We start from the raw sequence: 14,137 nt of genomic DNA on the forward strand, positions 1-14,137 counted from the left end.
ATCGCACCATGAGTCTGTTGTTCGAGCCGTACCGGCTGCGCGACATCACCGTTCCCAATCGGATCTGGATGTCGCCGATGTGTCAATATTCGGCGGCCCCGGCCGGGCCGCTGCTCGGCACCCCGAACGATTGGCATCGCACCCACCTGATCAGCCGCGCGATCGGCGGCGCCGGATTGGTGTTCACCGAGGCCACCTCCGTGAATGCGCAAGGGCGGCTTTCCCCATACGACACCGGTCTCTGGAACGACACCCAGGAGCAGGCCTGGGCAGCCATCGTGGACGGTATCAAGCACTTTGGCGCCGTCCCCGCGATACAGCTCGGGCATGCCGGGCGCAAGGCATCCACCGTCGCTCCGTGGGACGGGCACCGCTCGCTGGAGCCCACGGACCCGTTGAGTTGGGGGACCGTCGGGCCCACCGATGCGCCATACGGTGATTTTGTACCACCCGTGGCCGCCACCACCGCCGACCTCACCGCGATCATCGAGGACTATGTCAGCGCCGCCCAGCGTGCCCTACGCGCAGGTTTCCAAGTGCTCGAGGTGCACGCTGCCCATGGATACATCCAGCACCAGTTCCTTTCTCCGGCAAGCAATACCCGCACCGACGAGTACGGCGGCTCGTTCTCCGGACGGGCCAAACTCACTCTCGACACCGTCACGGCGGTCCGCACCGTCTGGCCCGAACACCTACCGTTGTTTGTCAGGGTTTCGGCGACCGATTGGCTGTCCGAGGAACCGGGACACGAGGCGGACAGCTGGACACCCGATCAGACAGTCGAGCTGGCCAGAATGCTGCAGCCGCGTGGCGTAGACCTCGTGGACGTGTCGACGGGGGGCAATGTGCCGCACGTGCACATACCCACCGGGCCCGGATACCAGGTGCGTTTCGCTCGGCGCATTCAGACCGAAACACCGCTTCCCGCAGCGGCAGTGGGCATGATCACGGAGCCGCATCAGGCCGAATCCATCCTCGCCGCGGGCGATGCCTCCGCGGTGCTCTTGGGCCGTGAACTATTGCGCGATCCGTACTGGCCGCGGCGGGCGGCGCGCGAGCTGGGTGCGGATCTGAGCCCCGCGGTGCCCAAGCAGTACGCGCGGGCGTTCTAGCCCGGCAGTCGCGAGAGCACCAGCCGTAGTACCTTGACGGCAGCGCGCTTGTCCAACGGGGAATTTCCGTTGCCGCACTTGGGTGATTGCACACATGATGGGCATCCCGCATCGCATTCGCAGGCGTCGATGGCGTCGGCCGTGGCGCCCAGCCAGGTCGCGAGTTTGTGGTATCCCCGCGCGGCGAAGCCCGCACCGCCGGGGTGGCCGTCGTACACGAATACCGTCGGCAGACCGGTCTCCGGTTGAAGCGCGGTAGACACACCGCCGATATCGCCGCGGTCGCAGCTAGCTACCAACGGCAGCAGTCCGATCGCGGCGTGCTCAGCAGCGTGTAGGGCGCCGGGGGTCGAGAGCGGATCGATATCGATGCCCGCCAATGCTTCCGGCGTGACGGTGTACATCACCGCCTTGGTGCTCAGCGTCGACGAGGGCATGTCGAGCTCGACGAAGTCGAGGATCTCCCCGGTTGTCAGCGTGCGTAGATAGCCGATCACCTGATGGGTGACGTCCACGGGAACCAGCCCAATCTGTATGTCACCCAGGTCGATCCGCTCGCCCTCGCCGGTGATGGCAATATCGATGGTGGAGCGCGCGAACGTCGAATAGTCGGGCCGGTCGTTGTGCACCAGGGCGATTCCGTCGCCGAAGTCCAGTGAATCGACGACGTATGTCTCGCCGGAATGCAGGTAGACCGCACCCGGATGCACTGTCGCCGGAGCGCGTCCGGTGTCGACCGTGCCCAGCACCCGTCCGGTGTCGGCTTCGAGGATCATGACCTGCCCGCCGATCGACCCTCGGATGTCCACCGCGGCATATGGGTTGAGGCCCGGTGCTGCGAAATACCCGCCGGGCCGCTTGCGGAGCAGCCCGTCGTCGACCAGATCGGATACCACCTGCCCGGCGTCGAGAGAGCGTACATCATCCTCGGTGAGTGGGAGTTCTGTTGCCGCACAAAGCAGATGAGGACGCAGCACATGTGGATTGGTAGGGTCGATCACCACCGCTTCGATCGGTTTGTCCAGCAGGGCTTCTGGATGGTGCACCAGGTAGGTGTCCAGTGGATCGTCGCGTGCCACCAGCACCACCAACGAGCCCTGTCCACGACGCCCGGAGCGCCCGGCCTGCTGCCAGAATGACGCCACGGTACCCGGGAACCCCGCCACCACCACGGCATCAAGCCCGGCGATATCGACGCCCAGCTCAAGGGCATTCGTCGTCGCCGCACCGGTCAACGTGCCGCTCGACAGCGCCTGCTCCAGCGCACGCCGGTCCTCCGGTAGGTAACCGGCCCGGTACGCCGCCACCTGCGATACGAGGCCCGGATCGACCTCGGACAGCCGATGCGCGGCGCCTAGTGCTGTCATCTCCGCGCCACGCCGCGACCTGACGAAGGCAAGCGTGCGCGCGCCCTCCTGGACAAGGTCGGCCAACAGCCGCGACGTCTCGGTACTGACTGGGCGGCGCACCGGTGCCCCGTTCTCGCCGGTAATCGGCAGCAGGGGTGGCTCCCACAGGGCGACCGTGCGCATCCCGTGCGGTGATCCATCCGCGACTACCTCTTCAACGGGCTGACCGATCAAGGCCTGCGCCGCCGCACCAGGATTGGCAGTCGTGGCACTGGCGAACACCACCGTCGGATGTGAACCGTAGCGCTCGCATAGGCGTAGCAGACGTTGCAGTATCAGTGCTACGTTTGACCCGAAAACGCCACGGTAGTAATGGCATTCGTCCACCACGAGATAGCGCAGGCCGCGTAGGAAGGCCGACCAGCGGGTGTGGTTGTGCAGTAACGAGACATGGATCATGTCGGGATTGGTGAAAATCCAGCGGGAGCTTTCCCGGGCGAACCGTCGCAACTCGTTGGAGCTATCGCCGTCGTACGTGCACGGCTGTACTCGCTCGAAATTGTCAACCCCCGTGATTAATTCGCGCACTGCGCGCAACTGGTCGTGACCGAGAGCCTTGGTGGGCGCCAGATACAGCGCCCGTGCGCGCGGTTCTGAGGCCAGGGCGGTGAGGATCGGTAGTTGGTACGCGACCGACTTGCCAGATGCGGTTCCGGTGGCCACCACCACGTGGCGACCCGCGAAGGCCAGGGTGGCGGCGGCGACCTGGTGTGACCACGGCGCCGTCACACCTTGAGCCGCGAATGCGGCTATCGCGTCGGGATGTGCCCACTGCGGCCAGCTGGTCACCTCGGCGTTTCGGGCAGGGATATCGCAAATATGCCGCACCGGAGTCTCGCCGCTCGGCGTGCCGGCGACAATAAGATCCAGCAGTTCACGGCCGTAACCAACGGTCACCGCAAAACCCCTTGTGACCTGCACACTTGTGCCAAAACGGTGTCGATCCCGCTACCGTAAATGGCCATAATGCCAGGGTAAGGCAGGGCTGAAGGGGGCCGAAGTTTCGCCACTGTTCACCGAACTTCCTATCAATTATGTGGCACACCGCTATCGCCAACGGCCCAAACATGCTCTACTTAGGGCGGTCGCAGCTTCTGTGTTCGTGTTTTGCACTCGCAGGATCGACGTTGCGGTCGCGGTTCCTGCGAGGGTCATCTTCACGGGGTATGGCGGTCGGAACGGGGCCCGACGTACCGAACGGCGCGTCGCACCCGGTGTAAGAGAAGGAAAATCAAGAAATGCCACAGGGAACTGTGAAGTGGTTCAACGCGGAAAAGGGCTTCGGGTTCATTGCGCCCGAGGACGGCTCCGCTGACGTCTTCGTCCACTACACGGAGATTCAGGGCAACGGATTCCGTACCCTGGAAGAGAACCAGAAGGTTGAGTTCGAGGTAGGCCAGAGCCCCAAGGGCCCGCAGGCTACCGGCGTCCGCGCCGTCTGACCCACATCCGTCGTAGGAACGCCCCTGGCCCTGTGCCGGGGGCGTTTCTCGTCTCCAACAGCCCCGCGGGCAGGCATACATGTCTCTCGACACGCGGGTGATCGGGTGCTTTTGCGTCTGCTCGCGGAGGAACCCGAGAAAGTACTGTCAGTGACTGTGAGCCAGCTGTCCTTCTTTTCCGCCGAGTCGGTGCCTCCCGAGGTCACCGATCTGGCGGGACTGCTGGCCGGGCCTGGTCAGGTGGTGGTCAGCGGAGCGGGCGCGCGCATCTCGGTGGTCGTGGATCAGCCGTGGCGAGCCCTGGCGCTGGCCGAGATGATCACCGAGACCGGTCTGCAGGCCGAGATCGGTCATACCGAGACCGGCACAGAGAATCATCCGCTGGTGCGCACCGCCATAGATCCGGCGATACTGCCGATCGCGCGTGAGTGGACCCGAGGTGCGGTGAAAACCGTTCCCGCGCAGTGGCTACCCGGTGCGCGCGAGCTGCGGGCGTGGGTGCTCGCCGCGGGCTCACCGGAGGCGGACCGGTACCTGCTGGGTTTGGACCCGCACGCCCCCGATACACATTCGCCCTTGGCAGCGGCGCTTATGCGGGTGGGCATCGCTCCGACACTGATCGGAACACGCGGTGCCAATCCCGCGTTACGGATCAGTGGACGTCGCCGATTGGGGCGGCTATTGGAGAACATCGGAGAACCACCCGGCGACACCGATGCATTCCGGGTCTGGCCGAGGGTTTAAGAGGCATTCGGCAGCGGGTAGGCGAGGACTCGGACATGCTTTTGGACACCCTGACATCCGGAATACCCGCGCCTATATGCAAGGCTAGGTTTGCGCAATTGGCGCGGGGGTGTCATCTTGTGACCACGGTGGACCGCCCGTACACCGTACATATGCGGCTGAATGCGCAGGTAAGGAGACGAAGCATTGCGACGGCTCGTCATCGTCGAATCACCGACGAAGGCCCGCAAGATCGCTGGCTACCTCGGCGACGGATACGTCGTCGAATCTTCGCGTGGCCACATCCGGGACCTGCCCCGTGCCGCTGCCGACGTTCCGGCCAAGTACAAGTCCGAACCCTGGGCTCGCCTCGGGGTGAACGTCGATGCGGATTTCGAGCCCCTCTACATCGTCAGCCCGGATAAGAAGGGCACCGTCACCGAGCTCAAGGGCCTGTTGAAGGACGTTGACGAGCTCTATCTCGCGACGGACGGTGACCGCGAGGGTGAGGCCATCGCCTGGCACCTGCTGGAGACCCTCAAGCCCAAGGTGCCCGTCCGGCGCATGGTGTTCCACGAGATCACCGAGCAGGCCATCCTCGCGGCCGCTCAGGACCCCCGTGACCTCGACAACAACCTTGTCGACGCGCAGGAGACCCGCCGCATCCTGGACCGGCTCTACGGCTACGAGGTCAGCCCCGTGCTGTGGAAGAAGGTTGGACGCAACCTGTCCGCCGGACGTGTGCAGTCGGTGGCCACCCGGATCATCGTGCAGCGCGAACGTGACCGCATGGCGTTCCGTAGCGCTGGTTATTGGGATCTGGGTGCCGAGCTGGATGCCGGCAAGGACAACCCGGCGGCAAAACCCCCACGTTTTCATGCCCGGCTGGTCAGCGTGGACGCCCTGCGGGTGGCCTCGGGCCGCGACTTCGACTCGCTGGGCCAGGTCAAGGAGACCAGTAACGGCCCGGGGGTGCTGGTCCTCGATGAGACCCGCGCCAACGCTTTGGTCGCAGGGCTGTCGCAGGCGACGCTGACGGTTGTCTCCGCCGAGGAGAAGCCCTACACGCGTAAGCCCTACCCCCCGTTCATGACCTCGACGCTGCAGCAGGAGGCCGGGCGCAAGCTGCGGTTCTCCTCCGAGCGCACCATGAGCATCGCGCAGCGGTTGTACGAAAACGGTTACATCACCTATATGCGTACCGACTCCACCACGCTCTCGGATTCGGCACTGCAAGCGGCGCGATCACAGGCCGCGGAGTTGTACGGAAACGAATATGTGCATCCTTCGCCACGGCAATACACGCGCAAGGTGAAAAATGCGCAGGAAGCGCACGAAGCCATTCGCCCGGCGGGTGAGACTTTCAAAACTCCGGGCCAATTGCATTCGTCACTCGATAACGACGAATTCCGTTTGTACGAGCTGATTTGGCAGCGCACTGTCGCCTCGCAGATGGCCGACGCGCGCGGTACCACGCTGAGCCTGCGGCTAGCCGGTACCGCTACCTCCGGCGAGCAGGTGGTGTTCACCGCAAGCGGTCGTACCATTACCTTCCCCGGCTTCCTGTCCGCCTACGTGGAGACCGTTGACGAACTCAGCGGTGGCGAGGCCGATGACGAAGAGCGTCGTCTGCCGCAGCTCAGGCAGGGCCAGAGCGTCACCGTGGCGGAACTTTCCGCGGACGGGCACACCACCAACCCGCCTGCCCGTTACACCGAAGCCTCGCTCATCAAGGCGCTGGAAGAGCTGGGTATCGGGCGTCCGTCGACCTACTCGTCCATCATCCGGACGATTCAGGATCGTGGATACGTGCACAAGCGGGGTAGCGCGCTGGTCCCATCCTGGACGGCATTCGCGGTGATCGGACTGCTGGAACAGCATTTCGGGCGCCTCGTCGACTATGACTTCACAGCCGCCATGGAGGATGACCTCGATGAGATCGCCTCCGGAAACGAGCGCCGCACAAATTGGTTGAACGCGTTCTACTTTGGTGGCGACCATGGTGTGGAGGGCTCGGTGGCACGCGCCGGCGGGCTCAAGCGGCTGGTCGGTGTCAACCTCGAGGAAATCGACGCGCGCGAGATCAACTCGATCAAGCTTTTCGACGACGACCAGGGGCGCCCCATCTACGTGCGGGTCGGAAAGAACGGTCCGTACCTGGAGCGGATGGTGGCCGATCCGGACGGTGAAGCCGGGGCACTCATTCCGCAGCGCGCCAACGTCAAGGATGGCGTCACCCCCGACGAGCTGACCGTCGAGATGGCCGAGCAGCTGTTCGCAATCCCGCAGGAGGGGCGGACGCTGGGTGTCGACCCGGAGACCGGACACGAAATCGTCGCCAAGGACGGACGTTTCGGCCCCTACGTCACCGAGGTGTTGCCGGCCCCGCCGGAACCTGTCGAGGCCGAGAAGCCGAAGCGGGGAGCCAAGAAGGTCGAGGGCCCCAAGCCCCGCACCGGCTCGCTACTCAAGTCCATGACCTTGGAGACGGTGACGCTCGAGGATGCGCTGAGGCTGCTCTCGTTGCCGCGTGTGGTCGGGGTCGATCCCGCCAGCGGTGAGGAAATCACCGCCCAGAACGGCCGCTATGGCCCATACCTCAAGCGTGGCACCGACTCTCGCTCATTGGCCACCGAGGGCCAGATTTTCACCGTCACCCTCGACGAGGCGCTGAAGATCTATTCAGAGCCCAAACGCCGTGGTGGACAGGCGGCTTCGGCTGCGCCGCTGCGCGAGCTGGGGGTGGATTCGGCGACTGGCAAGCCGATGGTGATCAAGGACGGCCGTTTTGGCCCCTACGTCACCGACGGTGAGACCAACGCGAGCCTGCGTAAGGGTGATGACGTGCTGTCGATCACCGATGAGCGGGCCTCCGAGCTGCTCGCCGACCGACGTGCACGCGGGCCGGTGAAGCGGGCCAAGAAGGCACCGGCGAAGGCTGCCAAGAAGGCCCCGGCCAAAAAGGCGCCCGCGAAAAAGGCCGCGAAGAAGGCGACTTAGCCGTGACGCGGGCGCGCAACCTGCGTTGAGACCGTGCGGCCGCGCAGTTCGACGGTCTCGCCGACATCCCAGCGCAGTGCCTCCTCGTCGCGCGCCTCCATGACTGCGGAGGCCGACGCGAGCACGTTGCCCGGCTCGTTCTTAGCCAGCTCGGTGAGTCGGGCCGCTTCGTTCACCGGGTCGCCGATCACGGTGTACTCGAATCGGGCCTGTGCGCCGATATGCCCGGCGATCGCCCGTCCGGCGGAGACTCCTATGCCGAAGTCATTGGAGCCCAACACATTGGTCAGCTCGCCCGACAGCTCACGAGCGGCCGCAAGTGCCGCTGCGGCGCCGTCCGGGTGGTCGATCGGGGCACCAAAAATCGCCAGCGCCGCGTCACCCTGGAACTTGTTCACGAAGCCGCCGTGCTTGTTGACGGTGTCGACGATGACCCGGAAGAACTCGTTGAGCACCCGTACGACCACCGCAGGCCCCCGAGTGGACGCCAACTGGGTGGACCCCACCAGGTCGACGAAGAGCACCGCGACGCTGCGCTCCTGGCCTCCCAGTTCGGTGCCGTATTCGAGCGCCCGGCGCGCCACGTCCTCGCCGACGTAGCGGCCGAACAGGTCGCGTAGGCGTTGCCGTTCACCGAGATCGCGCACCATGTCGTTGAACCCGGCTTGCAGCAGTCCGAGCTCGCTGGCGTCGTAGATGGGCACGTGGGCGTTGTAGTTGCCGCGCTGCACTTCGCTGAGAGCCCAACGCAACTGGCGCAGCGGATCGGCGATCGAGGTCGCCACCAGCAGGGTGCCCATGAGTCCGATGGCCAGCGCGATGATGGCCAGGATCAGTATCGACCCGGTGAGGTTGTCGGCATTGGATTTCAGGTACCCCGCCCGCTGCCCCACCACGGTCAGCACGATCGCCAGGATCGGCACGCCGGTGCTCAGTGCCCAGGTGAGAATCTGGCGGACGATAACGCCTGGGGCGGTGACGTTTTCGGGAACACCGCGACGCAGGGCCTGAATGGCGACCGGGCGCAGCACGCGCTCGGACTGCAGATAGCCGATGATGCTGGTCGTGGTCGCGCCGAGCACGGTCGCGAATGCCGCGACCAGCACCGAGCTGTGGGTGGATGACCAGGTGACCGCGACGAAGATGGCCCCTCCGACGAGCCACGTCGCGACACTGATGACGGTCCGATAGAACGGCATCTGCAAGGCTCGTACCCGGACCGCTTCGGAGCCTTCGGACTCGAAGTCGGGGGACCGATACTGCCAGCGCAGCACCGGCAGGAGCAGATAGGTGCTGACGATGGCCCCCACGACGAACAGGATGAACAACGAGAAGCCCAGGATGATGAGCCGCGTCGGGCCAAGTTCGGTGAGTTCGACACGATCACTCGGTGGCAGACCGAACCGCAGGAACCCCAGTACGAACAGGGCTCCGACCAGGTTCGACTGGGCAATACCCATGATGAAGAGGGGCCATGGCGTCCGCATGACCCACCGCGAATACCGGGCTGCGCGTGCGAGCGGGCGCCGATCGGGCCTACCCTCCGCGCCAGTCACCCGTTAACCGTAGCTGTCGGCGGTGACGGAGGCGTTTCACACGCCTGTGTGGAGGCGGTTGGAGTCGGTGCCGGCGACTAGGGTTGGTAGGCGATGAGCGGGGTTTTCGGGCGCCTGGTGGATCAGGGAGCGGTGGTTTCCACGCTCTCGTCCTCGGCATTGGCTGCACGCGGTGACGATGCGGGGCGAATGACGCACGCATGGTTGTTTACCGGTCCGCCCGGTTCGGGCAGGTCGGTGGCGGCTTTGTGTTTTGCCGCCGCACTTCAGTGCGAATCGGAGGACGTCGCCGGCTGCGGTGCGTGCCGTCCATGCACGACCACGATGGCGGGCACCCATGCTGACGTGCGCAGAGTGGTGCCGGAGGGGCTCTCGATCGGTGTGGACGAGATGCGTGCCATCGTGCAGGCGGCGTGGCGCAGACCGAGCACGGGACGTTGGTTGGTGGTGCTCATCGAGGACGCCGACCGGTTGACCGAGGGCGCCGGCAATGTGCTGCTGAAGGTCGTCGAGGAGCCGCCGCCTCGGACGGTGTTCCTGTTGTGCGCACCGTCGGTGGACCCCGAGGACATCTCGATTACCCTGCGGTCGCGCTGCCGTCATGTGGCACTCGTCACTCCTTCGGTCGCGGCCATCGCGCAGGTGTTGGTGGACCGCGATGGCATCGATGCCGAGCAGGCCCAGTGGGCGGCCTCGGTCAGTGGTGGCCACGTGGGCCGGGCCCGCAGACTCGCCACCGATGAGCAGGCGCGTGCGCGTCGGCTTAAGGCGTTGGGGCTGGCGCGGGAGGCAGCCACTCCGAGCCGGGCCTACGCGGCCGCCGAAGAGCTGGTCACCAGTGCCGATGCCGAGGCCAAGGAGCTGACGGCCGCGCGTAACGAGGCCGAAGAGGAAGAGCTGAAAACCGCGCTGGGGGCGGGCGGCACCGGGAAGGGCGCGGCGACGGCGCTGCGCGGATCCGCCGGCGTCTTGAAAGATCTTGAGCGGAAGCAAAAATCTCGCCAGACCCGGGCCTCACGAGACGCGCTGGACCGTACGCTCATCGATCTGGCGACCTACTTCCGGGACGCCTTGGTGTTGTCTTTCGGCGCCGCAGGCCAGGGTCGGGTGGCCCTGCATCATCCCGATATGGCCGACAGGCTCGGTCCGATGGTGGACAGAGTGCCGCCCGAGCAGCTGCTGAAGTGCATCGAGGCGGTCCTGGAATGCCGAGAAGCGCTGGCCGTCAATGTGAAGCCCAAGTTCGCGATCGACGCACTGGTCGCGACGGCAGGTCAGGCGTTGCGGCCTTCGGAGTAGGTAACGCGATTGGGTCTGCCAGGGTGTCTGCCGTAGACTCTCGGGCGCCGGGTTCGCCCGGCGCGCCACCCTAGCTCAGTCGGTAGAGCAATTCACTCGTAATGAATAGGTCAGGGGTTCGATTCCCCTGGGTGGCTCCATCCCTTCGCCGTGGCCACGTTCACCCCTGCTGCGGTGGTCAGCCCTTTGACATAGATCACTCTGTCGCGGGGCTCGCGGGCGCTGCTTCTGCTGTGCGTGGAGGACCCGGTCGCTAGCATTACCGGTCATGTGGTTTGCGCGACGCGATGCCAGTGGTCATGGCGCAGTCGTCGCTGCCGTGGACCAGGTGCTCACTATTAGCGGTCAGGGATCGGTGGTCGAGGTCGCGCGCAATTGGGCGCAGGCGAACGGCCGGGTGATGGAGATCGAAGACGCGCCGCTGGCGGCCGGCGTTTTTGGCCAGTGGATCTCGTTCCCGGATCGCGACCTTGTGCAAATCGGCCAGGGAGTCGTGGGCAGGGACCGCACGATCGCTCACGAGCTCGGGCATATGGTGTTGGGTCACCGCGGACTGCCCATCGCAGAGTTCGCCGCAGAACATGTCCAGGTGGTGACCCCCGACCTCGTCGCCCGCATGCTGCAGCGTAGTTGTGGCAGTGATGATTTGGCTCATGCCGAGAACGGCTGGCCCGAAGACGAGCTTGCGGCCGAGCGGTTCGCGGGAATGCTACTTCGCCGTCTGGGGTCGGGACGAGGAACCCGCTCGCGGTGGAGCCACTACTTGGACGACGCGCTGGGGTGACCATCCCCGCCGCGTGGGAACGTCAGGCAGTCGGCGCTGAAGTCGGCATTATGGCCATCGTCGACGGATGCGGACGACAGAAGGCCCCATCGGTCCTCGATTCCGGCGCCATGGGGACTCTCACGGGGTATGCCGCCGCATGATCACCCATGCGGAATGGCAGAGCATGCAGACCGTACGCGTTGCGGTCTTGGTGTGCTTCGTTCCTGTTCTTCTGTACCGGATTTGGCGGCTGTGGCGATACCCCTCGCTGCTTCCGGGCAAGGCGGTCACGGGCTTCGGGGTGTTGCTGTGGTTGTGGTTGCTGGCCTTCACCGACTCCGTGTGGTCGGTTTTACCCACGTGGCTGCGGGCTGTCAGCGCGGGCGGGTGGGCTGCGGTAACCCTGGCTGCCTGCCTACAGGCTTTCGTCCTGGGCATCAGCGGCCACACCACACCCGCACGGGTTCGGCGCCACCTCTGGATCACATTCACGACGGCAGGCTGTGTGCTTGTCGTGGTCGCCACTGCCACCCTCGTCAGCGATACCTCGGCTGTGCTGCAAGACCCGTACGTATTCACCAATTCATTGATGGAGGGCAGAGACCCCGGCCTGCTCGTGTCTTCGGTGACGAGCACGGCCTATGTTGCTTTGATACTCGTGCAACTGATCTGGACCGGGGCGCGGAACGTCAGCCGGACCCCGGTGGGGATCGGTTTGGGTCTGTTGGCAGCGGCGTCGGCGGTAGAACTCGTGGTGCTGGTCTCTGGCGGTATCTGGGCACCGCTTGCTCATGGAGAGGTGTGGGAGGGGCGCCGTTTCGGGCCCTGGTTTTTCATTGTTCCGGCGTTTGGAGTGACCGCGCTCGTGATGGTGGGCTTTCTCTATCCGCCGGTATCACTGCATCTTCAGGCGCGGCGAGCTGTGCATGCGCTCACACCGCTGCGTGATGCGCTCGCCGCGCAATTCCCGGGGTTGGGGCCACCTGTCGATCCCGCGACGCGACTTCCCGATCTGGCTTTTGAATGGACCACGCACATTCAAGATGGGCTTACCTTGCTGGCGCAGGCCCGTGGCGTGCCGCTGAGTACGTATGCCCCCATCCCGGCTGATGCCGCAGCACGGTCCGCTTCGGTGGCCAATTGGATTACGGATCAGGTTGTTCCGGGATTCAGTTGTGAGTGGCTACAACCGCCGGCGTCCACGAGCGACGAGAGGTGGGTGCATGAGTTAGCCAAGGCGTATCGGGTGCGTCAGGAAATGTCGGGGCATCACTTCAGTGGGCAGGTGGTGGCGAACGGGTGAGTGCCGCCGCAGAGGCATGGGGGAACCTGCAAGCCATCCGGGTGGCGGTGCTGGTTGGCTTCATGCCGGTATTGCTCTACCGGATCTGGCGAGTCGCGCGATTCCCGGCGTCTGTGCCGGCCCTTGCCGCAACGGCTTTCGGAGCATCGGCCTGGTTCTGGCTCCTGATTTACTCCGACTGGGTGTGGCCCTCGTTGCCGCCCGTGGTGCACGCTGTCAGCGTGGCGGGCTGGCCGCCCATCACGATCGCTGCCTGTTTGCAGGTCTTTGTGGTGGGCATCGCCGGGGATGCGTCGCCGGCGCGGATCCGACGTGCGTTACGTACGGCTTCCGTGATGGCTGTTCTCGCGCTGATAGCGGTCACGGTGCTGGTAACCCGCAGTCGGCTGCCCATGAGCTCAGATGACGTGTACGTGCTTGCCGAGGCGGTCTTCACCGAGGGCGATCCGGCAGCGGTCACGGCGGTGGTGATCAGCAGCGCGTACGTGATATTCGTGGCGGTCCAGTTGGCGTGGCATGGTTTTCGACACATCGACCGCACCCCGGTCGGGGTCGGTCTAGGGCTGATGGCGGTGGCGTCCATCTTTCAGATTGTTGCGTGCGTCTTCGGGGGTATCTGGCAGCCGCTGTCGCGCGGCCAAGGGGTTATGGGTAGTGCGTATGGAGTGTGGCTCGATACCTGGCCGGGCTGCATCGCGGAGATCTTGATGTTCACGGGATTCCTGTGGCCTCCCGTGGTATCGCGCGTGCAGGCGCATCGGGACGTACGGCGGCTTCGTCCGCTGCACAACGCCCTCGCGGATCTCTTTCCGGCGCTTTTTCCGCCAATGGAATCGCGCATAAGGTTGTCCGACAAGGTGTTTGAATGGGGCTTCCATATTCAGGATGGTCTTACCTTGCTGGCACAACGGCGCGGTGACCCGCTTGTGGCCGGGCGCCCGGCTGCCGAAGAGTCATCAGCGCGGGCGGGGGTAGTGGCAAAATGGCTTGTCGGCCAACCAGTTCCGGGGTTCAGCCGTGAATGGCTGCACGCCCCTGATGGCGTCAGTGACGAATCCTGGATGCTCGCGATAGCCGACGCCTATCGGGAGCGTCAGGAAGACGCGGAGTTCCCGGCTTCCTTGTCGGGTATGCCCTCCACCTTGCGGAGGTGATCGACCATGTCGGCAATCGCCTGCCGGCTGTGCTCGGATAATGCGTAGCTGCGCTGCGCTATCTCTCGTACCTTCGAGTCGCGCAGCTGCACAAGCCAATCCAGGTCGCGGTTGACCGATTCGGCATAGTCGGCGTCATAGAAGTAGGCGGGGCTCACTTGGAAGAACTCCGCCAGCGCCGTGACGATTTCCGGTGCGGGGTTGGAACGCTCGCCCTTGCGCAGGAGTGATAGGTACGGTGAGGACACCTCGACACCGCGCTTACCGAGAGCAGCTACCACTTCGTTCAGTGAGTACGGGCCACGCCCTGCCGGATGCACCGTGGCAAACAGATGGCTCAGTCGTTTCGAAAAGTCCGGCATCGCACCCCCTC

General features: G+C 64.9%; 11 protein-coding genes and 1 tRNA gene. 9 read left to right on the forward strand and 3 right to left on the reverse strand.

The genetic code is table 11. The features are described from left to right. The first annotated feature begins 8 nt into the window (after positions 1-8). Entirely contained in the window at positions 9-1,112 is a 1,104-nt protein-coding gene (locus MAB_RS02610) for an NADH:flavin oxidoreductase/NADH oxidase (RefSeq protein ID WP_005113107.1), read from the forward strand. Here MAB_RS02610 and MAB_RS02615 read toward each other — a convergent pair. Beyond that, on the reverse strand, positions 1,109-3,418 hold the full coding sequence (locus tag MAB_RS02615; RefSeq protein WP_005113919.1) for a DEAD/DEAH box helicase: 2,310 nt from the start codon (positions 3,416-3,418) through the stop codon (positions 1,109-1,111). The two genes, MAB_RS02610 and MAB_RS02615, sit on opposite strands and share 4 nt — an antisense overlap. A 341-nt stretch (positions 3,419-3,759) precedes the next feature. Between MAB_RS02615 and MAB_RS02620 the strand changes: the two genes are divergently transcribed. From MAB_RS02620 to topA, 3 genes are all read left to right on the forward strand, one after another. Further along, the gene (locus tag MAB_RS02620; RefSeq protein ID WP_005064941.1) at positions 3,760-3,963 is read left to right on the forward strand and encodes a cold-shock protein; all 204 of its coding nucleotides are present in this window, start codon (positions 3,760-3,762) and stop codon (positions 3,961-3,963) included. Positions 3,964-4,119: 156 nt separating this feature from the next. Next, positions 4,120-4,707: a hypothetical protein gene (locus MAB_RS02625; protein WP_005083493.1), complete on the forward strand. Its 588-nt coding sequence runs from the start codon at positions 4,120-4,122 to the stop codon at positions 4,705-4,707. A gap of 186 nt (positions 4,708-4,893) precedes the next feature. Continuing rightward, the gene (gene topA / locus MAB_RS02630; protein WP_005113110.1) at positions 4,894-7,686 is read left to right on the forward strand and encodes a type I DNA topoisomerase; all 2,793 of its coding nucleotides are present in this window, start codon (positions 4,894-4,896) and stop codon (positions 7,684-7,686) included. On the opposite strand, the gene MAB_RS02635 is transcribed toward topA, so the two are convergent. After that, complete coding sequence (locus tag MAB_RS02635; RefSeq protein ID WP_005064937.1) at positions 7,683-9,173, reverse strand: adenylate/guanylate cyclase domain-containing protein; 1,491 nt, start codon at positions 9,171-9,173, stop codon at positions 7,683-7,685. The genes topA and MAB_RS02635 overlap by 4 nt on opposite strands. A 162-nt stretch (positions 9,174-9,335) precedes the next feature. Here MAB_RS02635 and MAB_RS02640 point away from each other — a divergent pair, with 162 nt between their 5' ends. The 5 genes from MAB_RS02640 (at position 9,336) to MAB_RS02660 (ending at position 13,764) form a co-directional block, all read left to right on the forward strand. Continuing rightward, complete coding sequence (locus tag MAB_RS02640; protein ID WP_005083491.1) at positions 9,336-10,541, forward strand: DNA polymerase III subunit delta'; 1,206 nt, start codon at positions 9,336-9,338, stop codon at positions 10,539-10,541. A gap of 64 nt (positions 10,542-10,605) precedes the next feature. Then, positions 10,606-10,681, forward strand: a tRNA-Thr gene (locus MAB_RS02645). A gap of 128 nt (positions 10,682-10,809) precedes the next feature. Further along, complete coding sequence (locus MAB_RS02650; RefSeq protein WP_005065500.1) at positions 10,810-11,325, forward strand: hypothetical protein; 516 nt, start codon at positions 10,810-10,812, stop codon at positions 11,323-11,325. Positions 11,326-11,464: 139 nt separating this feature from the next. After that, entirely contained in the window at positions 11,465-12,610 is a 1,146-nt protein-coding gene (locus MAB_RS02655; RefSeq protein ID WP_005083489.1) for a hypothetical protein, read from the forward strand. Further along, entirely contained in the window at positions 12,607-13,764 is a 1,158-nt protein-coding gene (locus MAB_RS02660) for a hypothetical protein (RefSeq protein WP_005083488.1), read from the forward strand. The genes MAB_RS02655 and MAB_RS02660 overlap by 4 nt, the downstream gene beginning before the upstream one ends. On the opposite strand, the gene MAB_RS02665 is transcribed toward MAB_RS02660, so the two are convergent. Further along, positions 13,704-14,126, reverse strand: coding sequence for a helix-turn-helix transcriptional regulator (locus MAB_RS02665; RefSeq protein ID WP_005083487.1), 423 nt, complete (start codon positions 14,124-14,126; stop codon positions 13,704-13,706). The two genes, MAB_RS02660 and MAB_RS02665, sit on opposite strands and share 61 nt — an antisense overlap. Positions 14,127-14,137: the final 11 nt, after the last annotated feature.

The organism is Mycobacteroides abscessus ATCC 19977 (assembly GCF_000069185.1).
Classification (GTDB): Bacteria; Actinomycetota; Actinomycetes; order Mycobacteriales; family Mycobacteriaceae; genus Mycobacterium; species Mycobacterium abscessus.

Bases quoted from the DNA above. Each gene is read 5' to 3' on its own strand.
- MAB_RS02610 (WP_005113107.1), top strand. From the start codon at position 9: ATGAGTCTGTTGTTCGAGCCGTACCGGCTGCGCGACATCACCGTTCCC.
- MAB_RS02620 (WP_005064941.1), top strand. From the start codon at position 3,760: ATGCCACAGGGAACTGTGAAGTGGTTCAACGCGGAAAAGGGCTTCGGG.
- MAB_RS02635 (WP_005064937.1), bottom strand. From the start codon at position 9,173: ATGCGGACGCCATGGCCCCTCTTCATCATGGGTATTGCCCAGTCGAAC.
- MAB_RS02640 (WP_005083491.1), top strand. From the start codon at position 9,336: ATGAGCGGGGTTTTCGGGCGCCTGGTGGATCAGGGAGCGGTGGTTTCC.
- MAB_RS02650 (WP_005065500.1), top strand. From the start codon at position 10,810: ATGTGGTTTGCGCGACGCGATGCCAGTGGTCATGGCGCAGTCGTCGCT.
- MAB_RS02655 (WP_005083489.1), top strand. From the start codon at position 11,465: ATGATCACCCATGCGGAATGGCAGAGCATGCAGACCGTACGCGTTGCG.
- MAB_RS02665 (WP_005083487.1), bottom strand. From the start codon at position 14,126: ATGCCGGACTTTTCGAAACGACTGAGCCATCTGTTTGCCACGGTGCAT.